General features: G+C 48.6%; 22 protein-coding genes. 13 read left to right on the top strand and 9 right to left on the bottom strand.

The annotated features are described in order from the left end of the window. Positions 1–76 precede the first annotated feature (76 nt). Both ASL11_RS27965 and ASL11_RS37915 read left to right on the top strand, forming a co-directional pair. Positions 77–940, top strand: a complete 864-nt coding sequence (locus tag ASL11_RS27965; RefSeq protein ID WP_056622122.1) for a helix-turn-helix domain-containing protein — start codon at positions 77–79, stop codon at positions 938–940. 18 nt (positions 941–958) lie between these two features. Continuing rightward, positions 959–1093 (top strand): hypothetical protein, encoded by a 135-nt coding sequence (locus ASL11_RS37915; RefSeq protein ID WP_268796249.1) that lies wholly within the window; start codon positions 959–961, stop codon positions 1091–1093. 478 nt (positions 1094–1571) lie between these two features. Here ASL11_RS37915 and ASL11_RS27960 read toward each other — a convergent pair whose 3' ends face one another. The 3 genes from ASL11_RS27960 to sigY all read right to left on the bottom strand — a co-directional run bounded on the left by ASL11_RS27960 (position 1572) and on the right by sigY (position 4064). Further along, complete coding sequence (locus ASL11_RS27960) at positions 1572–2777, bottom strand: MFS transporter (protein ID WP_056622120.1); 1206 nt, start codon at positions 2775–2777, stop codon at positions 1572–1574. A gap of 363 nt (positions 2778–3140) precedes the next feature. Next, the gene (locus tag ASL11_RS27950) at positions 3141–3527 is read right to left on the bottom strand and encodes a YxlC family protein (RefSeq protein WP_157257081.1); all 387 of its coding nucleotides are present in this window, start codon (positions 3525–3527) and stop codon (positions 3141–3143) included. A 12-nt stretch (positions 3528–3539) separates the two neighbouring features. After that, the gene (gene sigY, locus ASL11_RS27945) at positions 3540–4064 is read right to left on the bottom strand and encodes an RNA polymerase sigma factor SigY (protein WP_056622114.1); all 525 of its coding nucleotides are present in this window, start codon (positions 4062–4064) and stop codon (positions 3540–3542) included. Between the two features lie 178 nt (positions 4065–4242). Between sigY and ASL11_RS27940 the strand changes: the two genes are divergently transcribed. Then, on the top strand, positions 4243–5124 hold the full coding sequence (locus ASL11_RS27940) for a GNAT family N-acetyltransferase (RefSeq protein ID WP_056622112.1): 882 nt from the start codon (positions 4243–4245) through the stop codon (positions 5122–5124). A 386-nt stretch (positions 5125–5510) separates the two neighbouring features. Here ASL11_RS27940 and pyrH read toward each other — a convergent pair whose 3' ends face one another. The 3 genes from pyrH to ASL11_RS27925 form a co-directional block, all read right to left on the bottom strand. Then, positions 5511–6251, bottom strand: a complete 741-nt coding sequence (pyrH, locus tag ASL11_RS27935) for a UMP kinase (protein WP_056622110.1) — start codon at positions 6249–6251, stop codon at positions 5511–5513. Positions 6252–6416: 165 nt separating this feature from the next. Beyond that, a complete protein-coding gene (locus ASL11_RS27930) occupies positions 6417–7742 on the bottom strand; it encodes an MFS transporter (RefSeq protein WP_056622108.1) in 1326 nt (441 codons plus the stop codon). A gap of 133 nt (positions 7743–7875) precedes the next feature. Continuing rightward, the gene (locus ASL11_RS27925; RefSeq protein WP_056622106.1) at positions 7876–10764 is read right to left on the bottom strand and encodes an ATP-binding protein; all 2889 of its coding nucleotides are present in this window, start codon (positions 10762–10764) and stop codon (positions 7876–7878) included. A 212-nt stretch (positions 10765–10976) separates the two neighbouring features. On the opposite strand from ASL11_RS27925, the gene ASL11_RS27920 reads away from it, so the two are divergent. Beyond that, on the top strand, positions 10977–12158 hold the full coding sequence (locus ASL11_RS27920) for an EAL domain-containing protein (RefSeq protein ID WP_162261683.1): 1182 nt from the start codon (positions 10977–10979) through the stop codon (positions 12156–12158). 573 nt (positions 12159–12731) lie between these two features. Here the strand turns inward: ASL11_RS27920 and ASL11_RS27915 are convergent. Both ASL11_RS27915 and ASL11_RS27910 read right to left on the bottom strand, forming a co-directional pair. Then, the gene (locus tag ASL11_RS27915) at positions 12732–15608 is read right to left on the bottom strand and encodes a DEAD/DEAH box helicase (RefSeq protein ID WP_200962486.1); all 2877 of its coding nucleotides are present in this window, start codon (positions 15606–15608) and stop codon (positions 12732–12734) included. Then, positions 15596–17194 carry an SWIM zinc finger family protein gene (locus ASL11_RS27910; protein WP_056622102.1) on the bottom strand — a complete coding sequence of 533 codons (1599 nt, stop codon included), beginning with the start codon at positions 17192–17194 and terminating at the stop codon, positions 15596–15598. The genes ASL11_RS27915 and ASL11_RS27910 overlap by 13 nt, the downstream gene beginning before the upstream one ends. A gap of 194 nt (positions 17195–17388) precedes the next feature. Between ASL11_RS27910 and ASL11_RS27905 the strand changes: the two genes are divergently transcribed. The 3 genes from ASL11_RS27905 to ASL11_RS27895 are packed head-to-tail and all read left to right on the top strand — an operon-like array spanning position 17389 to position 19857. After that, entirely contained in the window at positions 17389–17682 is a 294-nt protein-coding gene (locus ASL11_RS27905) for a hypothetical protein (protein ID WP_056622100.1), read from the top strand. A gap of 39 nt (positions 17683–17721) precedes the next feature. Continuing rightward, entirely contained in the window at positions 17722–19533 is a 1812-nt protein-coding gene (gene recQ / locus ASL11_RS27900) for a DNA helicase RecQ (protein ID WP_056622099.1), read from the top strand. A 24-nt stretch (positions 19534–19557) separates the two neighbouring features. Continuing rightward, the gene (locus ASL11_RS27895) at positions 19558–19857 is read left to right on the top strand and encodes a 4a-hydroxytetrahydrobiopterin dehydratase (RefSeq protein ID WP_056622741.1); all 300 of its coding nucleotides are present in this window, start codon (positions 19558–19560) and stop codon (positions 19855–19857) included. On the opposite strand, the gene ASL11_RS27890 is transcribed toward ASL11_RS27895, so the two are convergent. Continuing rightward, positions 19846–20379 (bottom strand): GNAT family N-acetyltransferase, encoded by a 534-nt coding sequence (locus ASL11_RS27890; RefSeq protein WP_082595897.1) that lies wholly within the window; start codon positions 20377–20379, stop codon positions 19846–19848. The two genes, ASL11_RS27895 and ASL11_RS27890, sit on opposite strands and share 12 nt — an antisense overlap. Positions 20380–20555: 176 nt before the next feature. Between ASL11_RS27890 and ASL11_RS27885 the strand changes: the two genes are divergently transcribed. The 6 genes from ASL11_RS27885 (at position 20556) to ASL11_RS27860 (ending at position 24659) form a co-directional block, all read left to right on the top strand. Next, on the top strand, positions 20556–21029 hold the full coding sequence (locus ASL11_RS27885) for a GNAT family N-acetyltransferase (RefSeq protein WP_056622098.1): 474 nt from the start codon (positions 20556–20558) through the stop codon (positions 21027–21029). A 28-nt stretch (positions 21030–21057) separates the two neighbouring features. After that, a complete protein-coding gene (locus tag ASL11_RS27880; protein ID WP_056622096.1) occupies positions 21058–21897 on the top strand; it encodes a sulfurtransferase in 840 nt (279 codons plus the stop codon). A 206-nt stretch (positions 21898–22103) separates the two neighbouring features. Continuing rightward, positions 22104–23057: a helix-turn-helix transcriptional regulator gene (locus ASL11_RS27875; protein WP_056622094.1), complete on the top strand. Its 954-nt coding sequence runs from the start codon at positions 22104–22106 to the stop codon at positions 23055–23057. A gap of 63 nt (positions 23058–23120) precedes the next feature. Next, positions 23121–23702 carry a GyrI-like domain-containing protein gene (locus ASL11_RS27870; protein WP_056622091.1) on the top strand — a complete coding sequence of 194 codons (582 nt, stop codon included), beginning with the start codon at positions 23121–23123 and terminating at the stop codon, positions 23700–23702. 125 nt (positions 23703–23827) lie between these two features. Beyond that, complete coding sequence (locus ASL11_RS27865) at positions 23828–24247, top strand: DUF1801 domain-containing protein (protein WP_157257080.1); 420 nt, start codon at positions 23828–23830, stop codon at positions 24245–24247. A gap of 148 nt (positions 24248–24395) precedes the next feature. Beyond that, a complete protein-coding gene (locus ASL11_RS27860; protein ID WP_056622087.1) occupies positions 24396–24659 on the top strand; it encodes a hypothetical protein in 264 nt (87 codons plus the stop codon). Positions 24660–24756: the final 97 nt, after the last annotated feature.

Raw genomic sequence — 24756 nt, 5'->3', positions numbered from 1 at the left:
CGCTTCTGTGATCCTACCTATCATACGGCAACTGTTGTTCCCATGTATTGTAAAAACGCGACAAGGAGTGTTCGATATGTCTACGAATCCGAATCCAAATCCGAGTACGAGGCTAGAGACGAAAGCGACTTCAGCTTCAAGCCCCCCGTTACCTAGCCTGGGTATCATCAATTTTCAGCAAGGTGGGCACAAATTTCAACTATGTCGGTATGCGCCGGCTGAGGATGTAGCCTTTTTCGTTCGGCATTATTGGGTTGTCAGATGGGACCTAGTCGGAAAAGAACCCTATACACAGCATGTTATTCCCAATCCTTGCGTGAATCTCGTTGTGGAGCCAGATCGCACGGCCATTTTCGGACCTGGTAAAGAGAAATACGGACATCACCTGGAAGGTCAGGGGAGTGTGTTCGGCGTGAAGTTTAAGCCGGGCGGCTTCTACCCTTTTGTCCAAGAGAACATATCTAGTATGTTAGACAATCCGTTAAGTATTAGGGATGTTTTTGACACTGACCCTCGTTCTTTGGAAGCTCAGGTGTTTAGCCATAGTGACGATGGGCGGAACATTCGTCTGGTTGAAAGCATGATTCGTTCTAAGCTTCCAACGCAGGATGAACAGGTCCTAGTAGTTAACCAAATTGTGGATTATATTTATGGGCAACCCGACATTACCAAGGTTGATGCGATATGCGAACATTTTCAAATGAATATCCGCACGCTGCAACGCCTCTTCGACCAGTATGTTGGTGTCAGCCCGAAGTGGGTTATCAAAATCGCCCGCATCCAAAACGCAGCGGAAACAACTGATGGAAACGACACGCACAACTGGGCTAAGCTTTCGATGGACCTCGGCTATCACGATCAGTCGCATTTTATTAAGGATTTCAAGTCGGTCCTGGGACAGACGCCGGAGGAGTATGTGTTAGGGAAGCGGGCAAAGTGATGGGAGGAGTGGTGGCGGGTGAGTGCAAGGAATGGGCAGATTCTTCGCAGGCACTTTACCGCCTATGCGATTGCGCAACTGCGGGATTGGATACTCGGCAGCTGCGCGTCAACCCGACATCTCTGGCACTTCGTACCTCCACCGAAAGGATAACTGGAAAAACTCCAGTTATTTTTCAAGTGTTTCATTGAGTTCAATGCTTAGCTGGAAAACCTCCATCTATTTTGCCGCTTTTCCGACTGAAGTCTCTAAACAGGGCGAATTAGCGGGAGGAAATCCAGTTATTTCAAGGAATGAGCTCTTATCGGGGAATTTAGCTGGAGAAAATCCATCTAATCGCTTCGGAGCAGATATACGCCGATGTAGTAAGTAACAATAACCCATGCAATACCTCCACCAATGCTACTCTACCTAAGACAACCACTTACTCGCCTGAGCGCCAAACTAACTATCAAGCTACAATAAGCTTCCCCGCAAACCCAGCTACTTAGCAAAACAACTTACTCACCCGATCACCAACTAGCAATCTTGCCACTCTGAGCTTCCCCATACAACCAGTCTCCCACATTTGCTGTGCATTACTGCCACTCACCACAGTCACACCTGGCGAAACGGATTCCGCCATCATTTCCTACATTGCCTGTTGCTTCGCACTTGCTTGCTTTTTCCGAAGAAGCGGGCCAAGCAACACGACCCCCGCGAACAGTAAACATCCACTCCAAACATAGACGGTAAACAACGATGTCGAATCCTTCAAATAACCGGATAAAGCCATGCCTATTAGCATCATCCCCATGAAAATCGGCGTAATCGCTCCGCCAACTCGCCCCATGAACGGCCCCTCGGTGTTCCGCATAATCAGGGTTTGAATACCAACATGGATACAAGGATAGAACAAGCCACTTACGATCTGTAGGATCAGCGTCACGGATACGAGAGTAGAGGCTCCGACGCCAACCGTGCAGAGGGCGCTGACGAGTAAACCAGTGGCAAGCAAAAACTGCGGTTTAACCTTCTTCGCAATCCCCATAATAACAATCCCGCCGATGAGCATAGCGGCCCCATTGGCCATCATAAACCATTGGAGAGACTCTTTGCTTAATCCTAATTTCTCAATAGCAATGAATATCGCGAGTGGTTGAACTAGACCTGCGGCTAAACCCGTGACACCGAAGGTGAGGCTTAGTGTTCGAAGTGCACGATTGGATTGCACATATCGCAGGCCAGACGTGAGCTCCTTTAAGAAGTTGCTGCTCCCCGAGGAGACTTCTTCTTCGTCGTCTTTCGGGAGGGAAGTAAGCACAAGTGATGAACCTAAGAACAGCACACCCGTGAGGATGAGCGAAGCCTCAATGCCATATTTCAGATAGATAAATGTACCGATGGCGGGTCCCAAGACCATGAAAATAGCTACGAGGGATTGCGACATGGCCATGACACCTTGGAGCCCATCCGCGGGTACATTCTTTTTGTAGAGCTTCATGGCAGACGGTTGAGAGAACTGCGATAAACTTGCGGAAATAAACGTCCCCACCAGTAAGGCGTACCAAGAACCAGAGAGTACAGCAAGCAGCACGATGAATACGGTAATGGCGGATATGAAATCACACCAAACCATGGTTAGCTTCGGGCGCCAACGATCCGCGAATGTACCGCCAATGAAGGCGAAGATAAAAATAGGCGCTGTCTCTACAACGGAAATCAAGGATACATACTGCGGATTATTATGGGTAATGTCCGAGATATAGAGGAGGATAGCGAAATTTCGGATCCAAATACCGAGCTGTAGGAGAACGCGGGACAGGAGAATGGTACGTACATAACGATTGGTTAACAATGTTTTCAGTCCTTTCGATTAATATTTACTAAATTACTAATTTACTAAGTTAGTAAAATAACAACCAAATCATAGCTCACTCGACCGAAGGAAGTCAATATGGATTTTGAATTGGAAATAAAAAAAGGCTGCCCTGGAAGGCAACCGTAACGGTAGTACGTCATTCATTTCCGGTGAATCTTACGCACTGCGAACAGATAAACAATCGTGGGAACCGGGGCCTGAATAATGCCCCAAATGCCCCAAAACCAAGGGTGGCGAGCGCCACGCCTGCGGGAGTCAATGTACAGCCATGTGCTTTGTACGAGTAAAATCAATGCGATACCGATCCATGCCCAAAGGGGCAGTTGATCGAATTTAGATTCAGTTGGTGTCATGAGAGTCCACCTGCTTTCTTAGGATTAGCCAAGCTAACGGAACCAATATGGCCGCGGCTTGGATGGAGAGGAAGGCAACCGGCTGAGCTGTTACCGTGAGATATAACACATAAAACGAAAGCATCGCGCTGATCCATAGGATCACTAGATCGCGCATCAGTTTGGATTTCCGTTGGAGCTTCGCGGAGGCAATTTGCTGATCAAACCATGCGGCGCTCGGCGTTGGCACGTGGACTGCAGCCTCAATCAGATCCAGCCCTTCACGCAGCTTGCGAGAGGTTATTACATCGGCCAGCTCCTCGCTCGTCTGCTCTCCGTCGTCCTGCTTCGCCGCCTCTCCTCCAAGCATCTCTGCTTGCCGCCGCTTGTGCAAATCATCAGCCATCTACTTCAGCTCCTTCCGTAGTTGTTTTAATGCATGGTGCACCCGAGATTTCACGGTGCCCTCCGCGATGGCGAGCATGCCGCCAATTTCTTCATAGGTGTATCCGTAGTAATGCTTGAGAATGAGCGGAATACGACTCTCACGCGGCATGTCAGCCAAGGCAACTAACACCTCCGGCCAAGCGTCATCGGTGTGATGTGCTGTCTGCCATTGCAACTGGCGTAAGGATTGCTGCTGCTCTTTCTTCTGCCACTTGCGCTCCCAGAGTCGACGTCTGCCCTGATCGATCATCAATCGTGTGGCGATGGTGATTAACCAGGACGAGAACTTTGAAGTCCCGTTGTAGAGCTTTATTTTTTCGATACATCGGACCATCGTTTCTTGCGTAAGATCCTCAGCTTGGGAGGGATTCAGCGTGATTTTGACCAAATATTTATACACAAATGCATAATGCTTCTGCAGAAGCTGAGACAGAGCTGCGGTGTCGCCTAACATGGCTAGACGAATGAATTCATTCTCATCCAAGTGATTGAACACCCTCTCTGTCTGATATCATAGATAGTACGAATAGCTACTGCATACCGTTCACAGCTACACGAAAAAATATGTAGAATGATTTATTAGCTAACCACGGCAGCGCTCAGACATGTATAATGACAGCAGGTAAGTCCATATGAATGATATGACTAATGGAGGACAACATATGAAACAAGGCATATATGCAAGAGCAGGATTATCTCCTGAAGAGCTAGAGGAAGTTCGAGCGCTATGGGAGATATGTAACAAGCACGAAGGCATTGACATCAAATTAAACTGGGGTACTTTATCCAGCCGTCCTGCTGGCGTGACGAACGATTTTGTATATTATGAAAATGACCGGATTGTTGGTTTCTTAGCTATTTACAGCTTCTTATCTACCGAGGTGGAAATCAGTGGCATGGTGCATCCAGAGGCGCGGCGCCGAGGAATTTTTAATCAACTTGTTCAAAGGGCTATGGAAGTGTGCAGCCAAAGAGAGGTTCCTAAGCTTATTTTCATCAATGAGCGTGGCTCGGTAAGCGGGAAGGCTTTTCTGACCAAGCTGGGCGCGGAGTATTCATTTTCGGAGTATGTGATGGAGCTGAAAGAGCAGGTCATCCCACCTGCCTCCACGCCAACAGAGTTGAGCATTCGCTTAGCAGATAGTTCCGATACGGAGCTGTTAGTTAAGCTGAATATGTCAGGCTTCGACATGTCGGAAGCTGACACACGTGAGTATGTTATGCAGACCATTACGGGTGACAAGGAACGGACGTGGATTGCGGAGCTAGGTGAGAACAAAGAGCCGATTGGAAAGCTTGGTGCCATGGTGGAGCCGGGTGTTAGTGGATTTATTTATGGTTTCTGCGTGTTGCCTGTAACCAGGGGTAAGGGGTATGGTCGTCAGATTTTGAGTCAAACGATCACAGCATTGAGAGAAAAAGATCAAACGGAGCATATCAAACTGGAAGTGTCGGTAGAGAATGAGAAAGCGCTCGGCCTCTATGAATCCTGTGGATTCGCAACGAAAAATGCGAATGACTATTACGTGCTTCTACGCGCTTAAAAACAAAAGGATAGAACAGCGATCTTTCTGCTGTCTATCCTTTTTTGCTATTTGCAGGTTCACACTCGTCGCCACCGCTCTACCCTGCCGAGCTTAACTGGAAAACCTCCATCTATTTCGCTGATTTAGCCCGAATGGGACGATTAGCTGGAAAATATACAGTTAAAATCCCCCGAATCCGCCGTTTCAACGAAAAAGGGTCAAATTAACTGGAGGAAATCCAGTTGTTTTATCCGATATGAGAAAAGTAACAGAATTAGCTGTAGTTTATACAATTAATGCCGTGACGTGGGATTGCGGATTGGTGCAATTGGCGAGTGGGCGTTGGTACAACGGTCGATGCTCGATAGTCTCTAGTGCGATGGTGAGGCTGAAATTTAAGCGAATCAATGATAAATGAGTTCAGATGACGCGCTAATAATCGTCCCCGTATTCAGCCCCGCACAGATGTCCTTCATCGAGCCAGGCTTGTCGAAATTGAACACATGAATCGGTACATGGTAGTCCCGCGCTAGAATAAAAGCAGATTGATCCATCACCTTCAAATTGTGCTGAATCACATCGTTGTAATGGAGAGATTTGTACTGGAGCGCCTCCTGATGGTGCTTCGGATCTTTGTCGAAAACACCGTCCACGCCCTGTTTGGCCACGAGAATGGCATCGCAATTGACTTCGATCGCACGCTGCACGGACGGATAATCCGTCGTAACGAAAGGCTGCCCATTTCCGCCGGCGAAAATGACGATGTACCCTTTTTCCAAGTGATGAATGGCTCGTAAACGGATGAAGGGCTCTGCCACAGATGCGATCGGAATGGCTGTCATAACACGCACCTCAGCATCCGTCTTCGCTTTCAACACCCCGCGCAGCATCAAGCTGTTGATGACCGTCGCGAGCGTGCCGATATTATCAGCCTCCGCTTTCTCGATGCCCCAACTTTCGCCCATATTGCCGCGGAAAATATTACCTCCACCAATTACAAGACACACTTCAACGCCTAAATTCACGACGGTCATAATTTCATTGGCGATATGATCGAGCTGTGTAGGGTCAAATCCGAAGGAGTTATCACCTGCTACAGCACCGCCACTCAGTTTAATGAGGACTCGTTTGTACCGTAAAGTCATTACCATATCCCCTCTCTCTGATAAGAACACTTGTACGATAGATTGTGTCTGACTAGGAAGTGTAGTGCGGCAACCAACGGATGCTTGCAAAAAAAACACTAAAGCCTTAAATGCTCTAGTGTTTGCTGTGTCTGATCCCTCATGTTAGAAGTAATTGTACATGAATTAAGCGGGATTTTGCAATTTTTGCGGAACTCGCATGTGGACGATGAGCCCGATGATGACTAGGACCAGTAAGGAGCCAAGTGCCACTCGACTCGCTAAATTGCCAGTGGAGGCCATTGCCCATGTGATGGAGCCATATAGGAGAGGTCCAACAATGGAAGAGACCTTCCCAGAGAAGGCGAATAGACCGAAGAATTGGCCGCGTTTTTCTTCCGGAGTTAACTGCACGATCAATGTACGAGAGGTCACCCACATCGCACCCATAGAGACACCGTACAAGCTGCCTGCTACCCAAAAGATGCTTTGACTTGTTGCTAAGGAAGCGAGGGAGATGGCCACAATGAGGATTATAGCGACAACGGTTACTGCTTTCTTAGGTCCAATACTGCGCGTCACATAACCGAATAGGAAGGACCCGATCACGCTAGACACCGTAGATACAAGATAAAGTAGAATGAATTGCCCCGTCGAGAAGCCCATGACGGTATTCGCGTATATGGCCATAACCGCAATCGCTGTGGCAATGGCATCGTTGAAGAAGAAATAAGCGATCATGAACGTGAAAGCTGCTTGGTACTTCCGAGCATCTTTGAATGTCGTCCAGATCTCGCGATAGCCACTAAGTAATGATTTATGGCTAGCCACTGGCTTTTGCCGCTTCTCTTTATACAAGAACATGATCGGCAGTGAAAAAATGAGGAACATGACCGCACTTGGGATGAATGTACTTTCGAAGTGATTATCATGCACGAATAGGAAAGCAATAAGTCCCACGAGCGTACCTACATAACCGACGGCTACACCAAATCCGGAGATCAAAGGAATCTCGCGTTCATTACCCAGATCAGAAATCATGGAGTCATAGAATACTAAGCTGGAGTTATAGAAAAATTTGGCGACCATGAAAAATAAAATAACACCGAGAATCGATGTATTGAGGCCGAGCCACTCTTTATTGGTATCCCATACGGCCGATGCCCCCATTAGAAATGTTGCGATGATCGCGACCAGTGTGAAGGGGACGAGATAGGCTTTCTTTTTGCCCGTGCGATCAATCCAAACACCGAATAAGGGAGATAGGAGCACTAAGAAGAAGCTGGATAACGCATTGGAGTATGTGATGAACGTACTTGCAATCTGGTTCATTTCCTCGCTGCTGCCTAAGGTTTCTTTTAAGTAAAAAGGATAGAACACAGTTACGATATTAGAAGAAAAAATGGTATTTGCAAAATCATACATCGCCCATGCGAAAATAGGCAGGGAGAAAAATAACGCCCAGACACTACGTCCACGCACTGGATTGGAAGCGGATTCGAGTTTTGCCATGAGGGCACGCCCTTTCTCTTCACTTATCTCTATTTTTCTATTATATTGGCGATTCTGTAGGGAAATCCCTCCTCTTCACAATAATAATAAAAATCTCCCCCACCTAAAATAGGTAGGAGAGATCAATAAACGATTACTTGTCCGACGGAGGCCGAATGAGATCAACCTCAATCATGTCCTGATTCTCTTGCATTTTGAGCACGTTAATGCCGTTGCGTTCTAGGGTGGTGGAGAGGGTTTCTTTGTTTTGAGCTGGGAAAACGTAGGCTAGGCTGCTTTTATTGTCGAGCAGGCGTTTCGCTACCTGCACGAGTCGTTCCATCGTGAATGGCTTCTTCAGATATTTCTCAATCTCTTTCTCATGATAATCATGAGGCGGATCGAGCGCTGTTGAAACAATGACTGGCGTTTGTGCATGCACGGGATGCTTGTACAAGTCTGCGATGAAATCCCAGCCTGTTTTCTCGCCTTCTAGATGGATGTCTACGATAAACAGAACAGGACCTTCACCCTCACAGCGACGCAATGCGATCATGCCTTCCTCAGCGGAACGCAGTTGGATGGAAGGTAGACTCAGCTTATTTAAAGCGACTTGAATTAATTTGGCCAAGTTATCATCGTCTTCGAAAATAACAATTTTTCCGTCAAGGCCGGAAATTTCATATTGGTCCAGTTCAATACGGAACGTGGTGCCATGCCCCATTTCAGACGTATAGGAGATGTTCCCGCCATGGCCCTCGACGATTTCTTTCACAATGGCGAGTCCGAGGCCTGTGCCGCCAATCTGACGACGGTCGGAGTTGTCGACACGGAAAAATTTCGAGAACATATGCTCATTTGCTTCCAATGGTATACCGAGCCCATAATCTTGAATGGCAATGGTAACTTTACCGTCATGTGTCAACAAGTGAATGTCGATGTGATCGGCTACCGGCGAGTATTTAATAGCATTGCTAATGAGGTTATCAAAGACTTGGCGAATACGATCAACATCTGCCCGTACCCAAAGCTCGGGCTCTTGCTGATGAATGACGATCTGATGCAGCTGCTTATCCTGCCATTGCTCTGCAATCTCGGTGACGAGAGACTGCAAATGAATCGGGGCAAAGTTGTACGATTGACGACCGGACTCCATCCGCTGTAGATCTAAGAAGTCATTGATTAAATTCGACAAGCGCTGAGCTTCGTTATAAATGGTTTCCATGTAACGTTTCTGCTTCTCTTGCGGCAGGTCGCGATGCAGTAAAATTTCGATAAATCCAAGCACACTGGCCAGCGGAGTCCGCAGCTCATGGGAAACAATGGAGATGAATTCATTCTTCATTTCATCCACGCGTTCTTCTTCCGTACGGTCACGGAAAACGAAGAGGTAGCCTTGTTGCTCGGTGCCTTCGCTAACAACGGTAGCATAGAGCTCTGCGTGTTGGAGCTGTTCGTCCTGCTGGAAGCTGAAGCGCTGCGTCAAATGAGACAGCGAGCGATCAATCAAGGCTTCGATGGAAGCTGCTACCCCATGGAAACTAGCCGATTTGGCCCCAATCTCATAGCTGCAGCTAACAAGGTTCTGGCCGATCCGTTCATTTAGCCCGAAATACTGATTCATCCGATGATTGGAAAAGAGAATCGTACCCTCTGAATCACACATCATCATACCCTCGTGGGCGGACTCTAGAATATTTTGAATAAGGTCATGCTGACCTTCTAAAAGCAATTTCTCTGCCGTGAGTTGATCGTTCAGCAAGGCTAGGCTTTCTGCCTGTTGCAGCTTCTCATCATTCACGACCTGTGCATAGAACGCGAGTCCGAATTGACGAACTAAACCTTTGGTTAGACGTTGATTATCTTCTTGATAGAGCGAGCTTTGGTAACTCGTCAATAATAGAAAACCAATGACTTCTTGCTTGTCATCCGTGAGCGGAATGTAATGATCGATGGCTCGTGTCATACCATTATGGACACCTTGCTCATTGCCTGTCACGTCACGAGTATGTGTGATCGAAACACCCTCATCGAATACACGTCTGGCTGGGCCGAAGAGCTCACTGCGAGAAGTTTGAATATGTCCCTTGGGATACCCGATGGAATGAATGACCTCGTAGGAACTATCACCATTCTCTGAGCGATCCTCAAGGACAACCAAGGCGGCATCCTGCGCAAGCGAATTTAATAACGCAGGGAGCGTATGTTTCAAGAAATCGGTTAATTTCACATAGCCAGTGAGCTTCTCTTGGTACGAGGAGATGAGTTCCAAATCCCGTTCGCGCTCAGACAGCTTAGCCAGCGTAATCTGCTGTTCCTCTTGTTGGGCAATAATTTCCTCGTTCTGGGATTCCAGACTCTCGGCCATATAGCGGTAAGTTTCCTCGCTCTTGCGCAGCTCTTTCTCCGCTTGGTAGGAGCGTAAGGAGATGATAATGGACATAGCTCCTGCAAGAAGAGCGATTAGGAAGCCGACAATGGTGATCAAACGGGAGGTTTGACCCGCTCGCTGAGAAGCCTCATAGGCTGTAGACGTGATCTGCCCAATATTTTTTTCAATACTCGTATGAATGACACGATAGCGATCCATTAGCGTTTTGCCGCCAGTGACACGGGCTTTCGCTTCTTCAATTTTACCTGCACGGAATAATTCTAAAGTCGTATCATAGTACTTTTGCAAATTGGTAATGGCTGGTATCGCCTGGGTATCAATAATAAGTTGTAGGGTTGGATATTTCTTGTCGTAGGTCGAAAGCGTGTTTAAATCCATGGCGACCTGCTCTCTTCCCGTGGTATAAGGTTCAAGAAACTGTTCATTTCCACCACCGAGTTGGTAACCGCGGAGCCCCGTCTCCTGATTGATTAAGCTGGTCAATAAACTATTGGCCGTCGTTAGAATCGGAATCGCCTGATTTACAATCGCATTGTTTTCTCTCTCCATATTTCGAGAAGCCATGTAGTTGGATACACTGACGAATGCTAGTAAAAGGACTATTAAAATAACATATAGCATGGAGATCCGCGATCTCGTGAAGGTTTTCATTCCAATCGGTCACCTAACTTCTAATAGAATAAAAGATCACTTAGAAATTCGACAAACATCAACAAATTCCTCTAAAATCTGATAATGTTATGTTTTCTTCCATGGGAGATTGCGGAAAAGGGCGATGTCGTTTAAAATATGAGTCAACAACGATATAGGATGTCAAGTCATATGACATGGAAAATTTTCTAAGAAGGAGGCGCACTGTGCAGGTGAAAAACATCAAGATTCCGCCGCGTCACGAAGTACGTCCCTATTTTCAACCGATTATCTCTTTGCAGAGTCAACGAATAATAGGGTATGAAACACTAGGTAGATGGGTTCGTCAGAGTGGTGTGGAGAGCTTAGGCCCCTTTTTCAAAGACCCTGATATGTCTGAGGACATGCAGCTTATGATTGATCGTCATTTAAGAGAGCAGGCCATAGAACGAATAGCTGCTGCATCGGACGAGAGCGAACTGTTTATCAACCTAAAGCCCTCTTGGATTTATAGAACCTACAAACGAACAGGAATCTTACCAACGATTGAATTGTTAAAAAAATACAAGATTAATCCCTCGCGGATCGTCATTGAAATTACCGAAGAAGAATTTACGGGCAAGCTCCAGGAGCTGACGTGGATTGTTGAATTATATCGTGAATTCGGATGTACGATCGCTATTGATGATGTCGGAAGCGGGTTTAGTAATTTCGATCGAATTGCGAGTTTGCAGCCGAAGATCTTGAAGGTTGACCTGAATATTTTGAAAAAGAGTATCGTCCACGACGGCTACAAGGCAGTTATGCAGTCATTCTCCATCGTTTCTGCTCAGATTGGTGCTTCCCTACTCGTTGAAGGCGTCGAAACGAAGCAGGAGTTGCGTAGCGCTTTACAGGTTGGGGCTAGATATGTGCAAGGCTTTTTATTCTCAAAAGCAGAGCCAGACCTGCAGCGTCCAGATGCCTACAAAGCCATGCTGGAAGAGGAGATTAAATCGTTCGGACAGGATGAATTTAGGCGATACCATCACCTGCTGAGTGTACATCAAAGGCTGGATGCGTTAATCAACGCCTCCGTTCACATCTCGAATGCAGAAGAGGCTGATGCGGTAATCGAACAAACCATCGGTAACGTTACGGACAATTGCATCCGTATGTACATCTGTCAGGGGGATGGCTACCAGATTTCCTCTAACTACACGCGTTCCGAAGATGGGTGGGGCAAAGACGAGAGCTATCGTCAAGCGAACTGGACGTGGCGGCCGTATTTCATCTCTAACATTCTGATGATGAATTTGCAAAAGCAAGGCATTCTCTCCCAAGCCTATACGGACTTGGATACCTCGCGTCAAATTCAGACGTACTCGTGTGCGATGGGTGAGGGGTATTATTTGTTCTTGGATTTGTTGATCTGAGTAACACCCCTATGCATTCGCGATAGCTGGCGTGTATAGAGTTAACTCCGTGGATTAGCTTGTTGGGTAGTGTGGATAGTAGAAGGTAGTAATGAAAGGTGAGTATTGGTAGGGAGCAGTAGGGATCAGAGGAAGAGTAGATAAGAGTATGTGCAAATAGAGAGATAGAGCGGGACGGAACGACGGATACGCATGGAGCACAAAAGAGATTATCCCAGGTGAAACTTGGGATAACCTCTTTTGTGTTTAAATCTATTGTTTTTTAGTACTACTTCGGAAGACAAAGATTCCACCCCCATTTCAATAGCGCTATACGGTAACGTTATTCGGGTTACTAGCACATTTTCAAAGAAAATAGAAGGATGGCATAACGCTATTTCTACTTTTAATAGGAATAAGAGCCTGTAGAAGGACAATAGCGCTATGCCATAACGTTATTCGGCTATATTCCGAATTTTCTCATGGTATAAAATGATAGCATAACGTTATCTATAACTCGAAATGAGGATGGTTCTAAACTAAAAAAGAGGCAGCCAAAGACTTTACTACGTCTCAGGCTGCCTCTTTTAGCTGCTACGCCTCCACCCACTCGCGGCGGAGTGAGAACAAATCGCGCAGCTCGTCGGTAGACAGCTCGGTGATCCAGTTCTCGCCGGAGCCCACGATCTGCTGGCTGAGGCCGAGCTTGCGCTCGATCATCTCGTCGATGCGCTCCTCCAGCGTGCCAAGCGTTACGAACTTGTGCACCTGCACATGTCGCGTTTGGCCGATCCGGAAGGCGCGGTCCGTGGCCTGATTCTCGACGGCGGGGTTCCACCAGCGATCGTAGTGGAACACATGATTCGCCGCCGTCAGGTTGAGCCCGATACCGCCGGCCTTCAGCGAAAGAATGAACACATTTCGCTGCTCGTCGACCGGCAGGTCATCATTGTCTTGAAAGTGTGCGATCATCTCATCGCGCCCATTCTTGGATGTTCCGCCATGCAGGAACAGTACTTTTTCGCCGAGCTCCTGCTGAAGCACATGCTGCAGCAGGTTGCCGGTCTCGACAAATTGCGTGAAGATCAAGCATTTGTCGCCCTCTTGACGCAACTCCTGCACCATCTCGAGCAAGCGCTCCAGCTTGTTGGAGCGTCCGCTCCACGGGGTGCCAAGCCCTTCCTTAAGCAGCAAAGCCGGGTGGTTACACACTTGCTTGAGCTTCGTCAACGCAGCGAGGATGAGGCCACGCCGCTCCATCGCAGAAAGTTTATCCAGGCGATCGAACATATCCTGGATGTAGTTCTCGTACAACGAGCCTTGCTCTGCTGTGAGCGAGATGAACGTTTTGGACTCGTTCTTCTCTGGCAGATCCAACTGGATAGCTGGATCCTTCTTCTCGCGCCGCAGCAGGAACGGGCGAATCAGCTTCTGAACTTTGCCAATCGTCGCTTCATCGCGCGTCTTCTCGATGGCGTTCACATAGCGAGTCGTGAACTCGCGTACCGTGCCGAGATAGCCAGGATTCGCGAAGTCGAAGATCGACCATAGCTCGGTCAGACGATTCTCGATCGGCGTTCCCGTTAAAGCGATGCGATGGAACCCATTCAAGCGGCGAATCGCCGTAGCTTGCTTGGTATAAGCGTTCTTGATATTTTGAGCTTCGTCCAAACAGATCGAGTTCCAAGCAATAGCGCCAAGCTCACTCTCATCCAAATGGGAAAGCGTGTAAGACGTTAAGACGAGATCGTATTTGCCAACGATTTTCTCCCCAAAGGCAGGACCTTTTAACCGCTGTGGTCCATAGTGAAGATGGACGCGCAAGGAAGGCGCGAATCGTTTCAACTCCATCTGCCAGTTGCCTAGCACAGAGGTCGGACAAACGAGTAACGATGGTGTATCTGGCTGCTCGGTCTCTTTTACTGTGAGCAAGTACGTAATCCATTGGATCGTTTTCCCGAGACCCATATCATCGGCTAAGCAGCCGCCAAGGCCGAATCTACGTAAGAACAACAGCCAAGAGATGCCGTCCACTTGATAGTGGCGAAGTGAGCCATGAAAACTAGGCGGCGGCTCAATTGTCGGAATCGCCGAGGTTTGCGTCAGCTGGTCAATCATGTGGCGCAGCTGTTCGTTCAGCTCAACCTCCATGTCGAGATAGCGCATCGCGTCAGGATCATCCTCAGCTGGCAGCAAGCCGCCTGCGTCACCGGCAAAATGCAGTTCCAGCACATCGCGGAACGAAAGTCCTTGCTTCTTGTGCACCTGCTTCATAATCTGCTCGACCTGTGCCATGAATTTGGGGTCGAGCTGAATCCAGTTGCCGCGAATCTGGATCAGCTTGCGCTTCTCCTCTAACAACAGACGGAATTCTTCCTCCGTCAGCTCCAAATCCCCAACAGCCAGCTTCCAGTCGAACTGCATCAGCTGGGTCAGCCCGAACATCGTCTCCCGTCCAGAACCGACGGAAGACTTGATCTTCGCTCGCAGCTTCGGTCGCATCTTGCGGATGCGATCCCACCATGCTGGCAGGAACACGCTTGTTCCTGACTCAACAAGCCTTACGCTTCCCTCTGCGAGGAAGCGCCAAGCCTCCTCCTCCGTCACCGTCTGACGGAGGACGCCTTCGCCCGCATCCAGCCATGGCAGGATGCGCACCCACTTCGCCGTGTCGCGTTCGACACGGCCCAGTTCAGGCAGCCACGCCTCCGGCAGTGGCTGTTCCCCTGCGACCGGCTCGCCGATGGTCGTCACGGTGCGCAGCACCTCCGGCGCCAGCCGGTCCTGCAGCAGCACGCGCAGCTGCCAGCCTGCGCCGTGCGCCAGGTCTGGCTCCACGAGCTGCAGGCACGTGCGCATCGGCGTCCGGTCCTGACGCCAACCAATGCTGACGAGCCAGTCTTCCTCGTCCAGCCACACCTCGGCGCTGACATCGCCGCGCCGCATTAACGGATACGCAGCTTCCAGCTTGCGTAAATTGTCTTTCATGATCCCGTCGGCATCGACCCATTCCGGGATCAGCGCATGAATCCAGCGTGAGATCGCTGGTGTTTCTAACAACTGCAGCTCCTCTGGCAGCTGCAGCTTCCAACCGATCTCGCCGGACTTCCATTTCTCATAGTCCGGCATGAAGCGGCCTGTCGCAAGCGACTCGCGAATAGCAGGAGCTAGCGCAATCACATCAGCGGAAGAAGCATGCCACTTCAATTGTAAGTGCTGAACAGGCTGGGGTTCGCTGAAATAATCAAGCGCTTCAAGCGGTTGCAATTCGATGCCTTCCCGGTTCTGCCATTCACTCGGTTCCATGAAGGTGCCGAAGAAGGAGGCGCGATGCCAGGCGAATAGCATATGTTTTAAATCAAGAGCATCCCAAATACCACCGTTTTCACGGGAACCCCATAGAAATAATGACCCGTTAGGTAAGGAACTAACGTGAATGGTCAGCGCGCTGGTTTCGATCATCGAATCCATTTTCCTTTCTTGAGCTCTTCTTGGAAAGCACGCAAACGCGAGAACTTATCCGCTAAGCGGTAAATATAGTGCTCCCAGCGGTCATCCTGGCCGATGTGTTTATAAATGCTATGCAGCTTCTTTAACAGGCGGACTGCCGTCTTGTAAGAAGCCCTATTTTTCTCCAGAACAGCCCGTTCGGCTGCTTGATGATAGAGCGGAAGGAGCAGCGCCGAGTCGTGCTCTTCGATCGCTTTAAGCTCCATCCCATATAAATTCAAGGGGGAAATCCGATTCGCCAGTTGCAAATCGACCCACTGACGGTACCGTTTCGTTTGCAGCAAATACGCGGTGTAATAGTAGTAGGAACGTGGGAGTAAGGACTCCATCACCTGTACCCACTCGCTATCGTTAGCCAGATGCTTCGTCGTATCCAGCCAATATTGGCAGAACGTGCGGAAATCATCATGATTCGCATTCGTTATCGAAGGGAACAGCCAGCGCAGCCAGATCAACATGTGATCCCACTGTCCATCGCTCGCAAATTTATTTAAATAGAGGAAGAAATCCTTCGCATGCGGTTGAGCGAGCTGCCCGAGCCGTTCGAAGGCTTGCTCGGTATGCCCCTGCATAATATCGAAATGCGCTCTAGCCGCAAGTAACGTATCCTTTTTCTTCGGAAGCAGTTCCTTCTTGGCCAAAAGACCGTCGAGACGTGCGATTTCCTCTTTCTGTGCACTAGGTTGATCGGTCAGTTTCCACCAGATGAAACGATACACGAACAGCCAATCAACTGGACTGTCTTTGCCTTGAAGGGCGGATTCTCCAACCATTTTCATTGTAGATAACCATATCTTAGGTTCAGCTAGGAAAGAGCGGTTCACATCGATCCGATCGACGTATTCGACAAGCTTATCTTCACAGTTTTTGGCGGAAATTTTGCATCCATTTTCATGGTAGTAGCTTAGGTAAGAGCTCTTCGTTTCTTGATAAAACTGTTCGATCTTCCGCATCATGAACAGCACAATATGGAACATATAGAGTTCACGTGTCGTATCGCGCCAATTGGCTGCATAAGGCGGCAACGACTCCAAAGCGGACTCATAGAAGGTTTCTATGGAATGTTGATGCGAGATGGAGAAGCCATGAAACTTACCTTCAAAAAAACGATGCCAATCACTAGGCATACTCTCTTCCAAAGGCACATTCGCCTGTGCGGCCGCTTTGCGTTCTTGTATAACGGAAGCTGCAGCACTTCGGGCTGGCTTCTTCCGTGTATGGATTTGCTGCTTTAGCTGCTGTAGGACAAGCTCTGCACGACCATAGGCGGCGTATAGGCTAAAAAACGTAGCACCAATATGCTGACAGAAGCCCTCAAAAGAACAAGTGCAGGTACTCGCAGCGAAATTTTCTAAATGAACTTCTACCTTATGGACTTGTTTGCTTGTGACGGTGGCCAGAACACTAAGCCCTTTGAGATCAACCTCGGTCACGCGACCTTTATGATAATACTCCCAGCCTTGCTCCAGACGGATGGCGTCAAAGTGAAGCGGGATTTGCTTGATGAGGTAGTTCATTCGATTTTTGGGAATTTGAAGTTTCAACATGTGATCGTTCCTACCCTCCGAGCGGCGCATTCCTTCTTCCATAGTAACAGATTTTTTCCGAAATTGCCCATTTCCACAGTTTATGCCAAAGGTGATATTTTTAATCCGTGCCGAAAGGGGTTAACCCTGCATTCTTACCTAGAATATGATAAAGTGAAGCTAGATGAAATGCTTCTTGAAGGGAGACTGCGCGAGTGGGTATTAAATTTGGTCGTGAATATAAGGACATTGTTACTGATTTTGTACGTGGGATCGAAATGGTGAATGGTTTCTATGAGCTGCTTGAGATGAATGCAGAAGACTGGCAGGAGCTAGACGCACATGAACAGGAAGAGTGCCTGCGTACGCTGGCTGACGATATATTCTACGGACTAGGCAGTACACCTGTGATGCAGGTTGGAGCAGGCTCAGTTAGGCATGATGCGGGTAATCACGTGCTCAAGGTGCATGATGGTGAGAAGTTGGTATCGGTTATTTATTTGGTGTAAAACAGGCAGAACTGTACGATAGAAAGGTGTAAACAAGCTATGTTGGATGGCGCAAGAAAGGTTCTACAACAGGTTTACGGGTATCCGGAGTTCCGGGAAGGCCAGAAAAATATAATTACGAACCTTCTCGAAGGGAAAGATACGCTGGGCATCATGCCGACAGGTGGCGGGAAATCGATCTGCTACCAAGTGCCAGCCTTGCTGATGGAGGGAGTGACGTTAGTCATTTCCCCTCTTATCTCTTTGATGAAGGATCAGGTGGATGCGCTTGGCGCTCTTGGAGTTCCTGCCACGTTCATTAATAGTACGTTGGAAGCTAGAGAAGTGGAACAGCGCATGCAGGGGGCTATGCAGGGCAAATATAAGTTGCTTTATATTGCACCTGAGCGTCTAGAGTCGGAACGGTTTCGTGCCCGGATGGCGGCGTTGAACCTGCCTTTGGTTGCGATTGACGAGGCACACTGTGTCTCGCAGTGGGGGCATGATTTCCGTCCGAGCTACGTCTCGATTGCACCGTTTATTCGGGGGCTGCCAAATCGACCTATCGTGGCGGCGTTTACGGCAACGGCTACCGCGGAAGTGACAGCGGATATTGCCCGATTGCTGGAGCTGGATACCGCAGGGATTTTCATTAACGGATTCTCGCGTGACAATTTGGAGCTAACCATTCTTCGGGGTGAGAAAAAGCGGGATTACATACAGAACTATGTGAAGGAACATACGCATCAGCCCGGCATTATCTACGCTGCGACGCGTAAGGATGTTGAGGATTTGTACGAGACGTTGCGCAAGAAAGGCTTCGCCGCAGGCAAGTATCATGCCGGCATGTCCGATGATGAGCGCTCCTATATGCAGGAGGCGTTTCTCTACGATGATATTCGCGTGATGATCGCGACGAATGCTTTCGGGATGGGGATTGATAAATCCAACGTCCGTTACGTGATTCACTACAATATGCCGAAAAATATGGAAGCTTATTACCAGGAAGCCGGCCGTGCGGGTCGTGATGGTGAGCCGAGCGAGTGTATTCTGCTGTTCAGTGCGCAGGATATTATGACACAGAAGTTCCTGATCGAGCAGAACCAGCTCTCGCCTGAGCGCAAAGCGAACGAATACAAGAAGCTCCAAACGATGATCGACTACTGTTATTCGCCGCGCTGTTTGCGGAATGCTATTTTACATTATTTTGATGAGCAAAATATTAAGGACACCTGCGGAAACTGCAGCTCCTGCAAGGACGATCGAGACACCGTCGACATTACGGTCGAGGCGCAAAAGATCTTCTCCTGTATTCGTCGCATGAACGAGCGCTTCGGGATTTCGATGGTTGCTTCGGTGCTTAAAGGCTCTAAGGCGAAGAAGATCATGGACTATCGATTTGATCGCTTGCCGACACACGGGATTATGAGCAATTTGCCCGAAAAAGAGATCGCTGAATTGATCAATGTGCTCATTTCGGAAGGTTTTTTGCAATTGTCCGAGGGTCAATATCCGGTTGTTCGTTTGATGCAGCCTGCTGCGGAAGTGCTTCAGGGCAAGCTGCCCGTGAATCAAAAAGTGCGCAAACAACCCGTTCGCGCTGTCGCCGCGATGGACAATACGTTGTTCGAGCAGCTGCGATTGCTGCGTCGTGAAATGGCTGCGCGTGAGAAGGTGCCGCCTTATATTATTTTCGCCGACAGTACGCTGCGTGAGATGAGTGAGAGCTGTCCGACAACGGAAGCCGCGATGCTGCGCATCAAAGGGGTCGGTGAGGTGAAATACCGAAACTACGGGAAGCCATTCCTAGAGCTTCTTCGGACGTATGCGGGAGAGAGTGATATGGGTGTAGTTGCCTATGATTACGAGTGAGGGAGTGCGTAGGCGTTGACGAGGGTGAAGCTTGAGAAAGCGGATGTGGATGAGCGGCTTGCTGAGGTAGGAACGTGGACTTTTGAGGCAGAAGAGAGCAAATGGATCGTGCGCAAGTACCGATTTAAGGCTTTCATGCAGGGAATCACATTCGTAAATGAAGTTGCCAGAATTTCCGAGGCTGTTAACCACCATCCCATGATCACCATTGATTATAAAATGGTGACGTTACGCCTGACCTCGTGGAGTGCTGGTGGTTTGACCGAGTTGGATTTCTCGACTGCTGCGAAGTTTGATCAGGCGTTTGTGGAGTTAACGGGCTAAGAGGATAGTCGGACCTGTATAGACCATACAGTGGAAGTCAGCTGTTCCGGTTGGCGTCCACTTCTCGTATGTATCCGTGATCGTGAAGCCAGCACGCTGGTAGGCGCGAATTGCTCGCTCGTTCCAGACGAGTACCTCGAGGTCGATTTCTTGCTCGGGGGCTCTTTGTTGGGCTTCTGCCACAAGGAGTTGAACGAATTGCGTGCCGAGTCCGCTGCTGCTAGCCCCGCTTTTACCACAAAGGTCAGGACGAAGCCCTAGGCCTAGCCGGGTAACGCCAACGATTGGGAAATACTGAACAAACCCTTGTAATGCATCCGATTCATCGACAACACCGCGATATTGTTCATCCCTTATTTGTGGATCAGCGAATTCGGCTTGGTTGTCGAGCATCGTGGCCCAGTACGGCCAGTTGTAAATGTCGTAGGGAGCCGGATAGCTCCACGTGCACAGCTCCTGACAAGCCGATTCCGTTAGCGAAACCACGCGCCAAGGTAAAGTTAAGGTAATAGATTCAGGCATATTGTGGGCAACCTTTCTATAGGCAGTATTTGGCCATTGTTCTATTTTAGACTAACAATACCCCTTATTTTACCCAATGACCTAGAGATACGGAACGACGTTCCGCAACTTTTTTAACATTCGATGTTGAAGCGCCTGTTTTCATTATATCAATTACAATAAGGAGGGCACCCGTGATGACACAAGTGACCATTCGTGAAGCTGTCATGTCCGATATCCCCCAGCTCAAAACTTTAATGCTCGCTTATATTGTGGATTTCTATCAGTACCGACAGCCGGAGGATGAGAAGCTGAACGCTTTGATTCATGAATTGCTCGAACAGAAAATTGGCATTCAATTTGTTGCTGAAACGGAGGAGGGGGCGTTAGTCGGTTTTGCGACGTTATATTTCACCTTCAGCACGCTGCGTGCCTCCAAAATTGCGGTCATGAACGATTTGTATGTTGTTGAAGCTGAACGTGGACAGGGCGCGGCGGCAAAGCTTTTCGCTGCCTGCAAAGGGTACTCAGCCAGACACGGTTATGCAAATTTAACCTGGACAACCGCACCAGATAACTTACGCGCGCAAGCATTTTACGATAAAATGGGTGGGGATCGAAGTAATTGGCAATCGTACTCCGCTAATCCCACAAGTGGGATGGGAGATTAACTGTAGGTAGGGGAAGGTGGCAGAAACCGTGGAAAATATCGTAAGTCAATCGTGGTTGCTTGGGCAATTGGGGGATGCGAATATCGTCATCGCGGATTGTCGTTTTGCACTTGGTAAGCCTGAATCAGGCCGTGAACAGTATGAGCAGGATCATATTGAGGGAGCGGTGTATGTCGACTTGGAGAAGGACCTATCCGGTGCCCTTATGGCGCACGGCGGACGCCATCCGCTTCCGGATCTCGGTGCATTCTCGATCCTCGTCGGCAGTCTCGGCATTGACGGCACGAAGACCGTCGTTGCTTACGACGATCAAGGCGGAGCTATGGCATCCCGTTTGTGGTGGATGCTGAAATTCCTCGGCCACTCCGAGGTATACGTATTGGATCAAGGGTACACCGCGTGGAAATCCGCGGGGTACCCGGTCACGGCTGAAGTGCCTGCGGTATTCCCGCGCACCTTCTCACCGAAGGTGCACCGCTCCATGCTGGCGAGCATGGATGAAGTGAAGGACAAGCTCGGTCGCCCAGGCACCGTGCTGGTTGATTCGCGCGAGGAGCGCCGCTACCTCGGCTTGGAAGAGCCGATCGATGCGGTGGCTGGCCACATCCCAGGCGCGCGCAACTTCTTCTGGAAAGGCGTTCTCGGCGAGAACGGCGCTTGGTTGTCAGCTGCGGAGCAGGAGCAGCACTTTGCCGCACTTCGTGACGCTGATGAAATCATCGTCTATTGCGGCTCGGGCGTGACAGCGTGCCCGAACGTGCTGGGACTTAGCGAAGCGGGCTTCGACAACGTGAAGCTCTACAGCGGAAGCTGGAGCGACTGGATTTCGTGGGCAGATAACCCGATAGCGACGGGTGAAGAGGAATAGCGCGAAAAGACCGCGCGGGACGGGAGATTGGCGTACAGTGTGATATCACTGTACGCCTTTTTGCGATGTTTCGGAGCAGCGGTTACGGGTCAACAGATTGTAAACAAGAATTCCTAGGGTAGATAGGCATTCACAGAGGTATATTCCTATGAGACAATACGATTGAAACAAACTTCTTGCATAATTTTGTGATGGGGGTACATACTGTGAAGCTGGAAAGGCTCTTATCCATAATTATTCTGCTTCTGAACCGCCGATTGGTGCAAGCCAAGGAGCTCGCGGAGCGGTTCGAGGTATCCGTACGAACGATATATCGAGATATTGAAGTCATTAATGGGGCTGGCATCCCCATCGTCACTTATCAGGGAACGAATGGTGGCATTGGACTGATGGAAGGTTACCGCTTGGATCATAATGTACTTACCAACGATGAGCTTGCAGACATCGTTACCGCGCTACGCAGCATCTCAACCTCATACGGCAACGAGCATCAACTGCGGTTATTGGAGAAAATCCATAGCGTTGTCCCGCCCGCATACTCCGAAGATTTCCAACATAAGACGAACAGTGTGTTGATTGACTACTCGCCTTGGGACGGCAATGAAAGGCTGCGACCTAAACTTCAGCTACTAAAGGAAGCCGTAGATAAGTGTCTAATAGCTAGATTTATCTATTCCAATGCCGAAGGTGAAATAACATACCGTACTGTAGAGCCGTACATGCTCATCTTAAAAGGGAGACAGTGGTACCTGCAAGCCTACTGCCTGGAGAAAGAGCAGTTTCGGCTGTTCAAGCTAAAGAGAATGAAGGAGCTGGAGATAGCCGCGGGAAGAACATTCATTCGCCGAGAGCTTCCGATGCAAGAACGTGACACAGGCCAAAACCCATGCGAGCCATCCAGGGTGACGGAGATCGTCTTGCGTTTCCATGCTGACTCTCGTCATTTGGCGGAGGAATGGTTTGGCATCGAAGGGCTTTTGCCGGTTGAAGATGGCAGTTGGCAAGTAAGGAAGGCATACCCGGAAGATGATTGGTTGTATAGATTCATTCTGGGCTTGGGCCACCATGCGGAGGTGCTTGAACCACCCCATCTGCGGGATATTATCGCTAGTCGTGCAGAGCAAGTTGCGAAAATATATAGCAGAGCTAAATCAACTTGACAGAAAGATGTCAGGTTTGTTGTTTTATACTAAACTCATTCCAATAAAGGAGAATGATTAGTGATGAAACAAGACCAATCCATATCAAACGAACACAACGGTCGGACTGAATTGAAACACTCGCTGTCGATAGATCCAGCTACCCGCAATCCAATTGAGCCTGCACGTATAGAGGAACTTCCCTCTTTCACGCTAGCTGGAATTAGCACTGTCACAACAAATGAAGCCGAGTTCAGCGATAAAGGCAAAATCGGCAAGCTGTTTGAACAATACTACTTACACAATATTAGCGGACAACTGGCCGCCTATGTACAACAGGATGGTCATTATAGCTGTTACTTCAACTATGAACAAGGCGATGCTGGGCGGTATGAAGTAATGGTTGGCGTACACGTTCGGGAAGACTTGCAGGGGCAATATCCCGAGTCCGTTAAGACGTTCACAGTTCCTGCTGCGAAATACGCCGTATTCGTCACAGAGCGGGGGCCGATTATAGAGGTGGTGCAGCGGGCCTGGGGCGATATTTGGGAATGGTCGCATCAATCCGGCAATGATCGAGCTTTCACAGGCGATTTTGAGTATTATGGCCAGAATATCGATCCGAACGATGGGCAAGCTGAAATTTATATCGCTATACGCCAATAGCTTGTTGCGCCGTTACCCAAAGAAGAACATGATGTGAGCGATTTTCTAGTTTGCAACGACAAAGCCTTCGAACCAACATAAGCTTGGATTCGGAGGCTTTACAAATAAGGAAAGGAGTGATCAATATGGGAGTGATTGAAAACACGAAGGTAGCAGCTGTATTCGAACATTACCCCGAACATATTCAGCAACAAATGTGGTTTCTTCGCGAATTAATTCTGGATACTGCAACGGAAACAGAAGGCATTGATACCGTGGAAGAGACACTAAAATGGGGTGAACCTAGTTACCTAACAAAAAATGGAAGCACAATCAGAATAGACTGGAAAAAATCTAGCCCGCATCAGTATGCCATGTATTTTAACTGTAATACCATGTTGGTCGACACATTCAAGGAGCTTTTTAGAGATAAGTTCAAATTTGAAGGTAATCGGGCGATTGTGTTTGATGAAAACGATGAAATACCTGTCGACGAGTTAAAACAATGCATTTCATCGTCTCTCACTTACCATACTAGAAAGCATCTTCCAATGCTGGGCATATGATAATGACACACATTTTGCGGTTGTTTAGTGTCCAGGCATAGCCTTATGCAACGCTGATTCGTAGCTGTAGCCGACTGCCGTTTGGCGGATTGCTAGGGCTCTTTCTTTTGCCCACGGAGTGCATGCTTTCTCATGGAGTGAAGTGGATATGCTTAAGCTTGAGGTTCAGGATTATATGACGGCACAGGGATATGGTAAGGATTTTGTGCCGATCGTGGATCATGTGGCCCAGATGGTGGCGGACCAATTCGTGAGAAAGCAGTTTGCGGACTTTGATTATTTGCAAATTGAAGTTAGTGATACGTCGATTTATATCATTTGGGGACTTGAGATGTCTCTGTTAGCATTTTACATGTACAGGTGCATCAAATCCTTCCTCCATCGTCGACGGAAGATGACATTATATTCATAAGTGAAAAGCGTTCTCCCGCCGGATGGTGAGAGGGCGTTTTTTATCATACCTAGCCAATTTCGTTAAATTAACAAAACAAAAATAATTGCCTGTTATA

The sequence above is a fragment of the Paenibacillus sp. Soil750 genome (assembly GCF_001428045.1).
Taxonomy (GTDB): domain Bacteria; phylum Bacillota; class Bacilli; order Paenibacillales; family NBRC-103111; genus Paenibacillus_E; species Paenibacillus_E allorhizoplanae.
This window is presented reverse-complemented; position numbering and strand designations above follow the sequence as displayed.

Bases quoted from the DNA above. Each gene is read 5' to 3' on its own strand.
- ASL11_RS27890 (WP_082595897.1), bottom strand. From the start codon at position 20,379: ATGCCTGAATCTATTACCTTAACTTTACCTTGGCGCGTGGTTTCGCTA.
- ASL11_RS27965 (WP_056622122.1), top strand. From the start codon at position 77: ATGTCTACGAATCCGAATCCAAATCCGAGTACGAGGCTAGAGACGAAA.
- ASL11_RS27930 (WP_056622108.1), bottom strand. From the start codon at position 7,742: ATGGCAAAACTCGAATCCGCTTCCAATCCAGTGCGTGGACGTAGTGTC.
- recQ (WP_056622099.1), top strand. From the start codon at position 17,722: ATGTTGGATGGCGCAAGAAAGGTTCTACAACAGGTTTACGGGTATCCG.
- ASL11_RS27870 (WP_056622091.1), top strand. From the start codon at position 23,121: ATGAAACAAGACCAATCCATATCAAACGAACACAACGGTCGGACTGAA.
- ASL11_RS27915 (WP_200962486.1), bottom strand. From the start codon at position 15,608: ATGGATTCGATGATCGAAACCAGCGCGCTGACCATTCACGTTAGTTCC.
- ASL11_RS27910 (WP_056622102.1), bottom strand. From the start codon at position 17,194: ATGTTGAAACTTCAAATTCCCAAAAATCGAATGAACTACCTCATCAAG.
- ASL11_RS27940 (WP_056622112.1), top strand. From the start codon at position 4,243: ATGAAACAAGGCATATATGCAAGAGCAGGATTATCTCCTGAAGAGCTA.
- ASL11_RS27865 (WP_157257080.1), top strand. From the start codon at position 23,828: ATGGGAGTGATTGAAAACACGAAGGTAGCAGCTGTATTCGAACATTAC.
- pyrH (WP_056622110.1), bottom strand. From the start codon at position 6,251: ATGACTTTACGGTACAAACGAGTCCTCATTAAACTGAGTGGCGGTGCT.
- ASL11_RS27885 (WP_056622098.1), top strand. From the start codon at position 20,556: ATGACACAAGTGACCATTCGTGAAGCTGTCATGTCCGATATCCCCCAG.
- ASL11_RS27925 (WP_056622106.1), bottom strand. From the start codon at position 10,764: ATGAAAACCTTCACGAGATCGCGGATCTCCATGCTATATGTTATTTTA.
- ASL11_RS27860 (WP_056622087.1), top strand. From the start codon at position 24,396: ATGCTTAAGCTTGAGGTTCAGGATTATATGACGGCACAGGGATATGGT.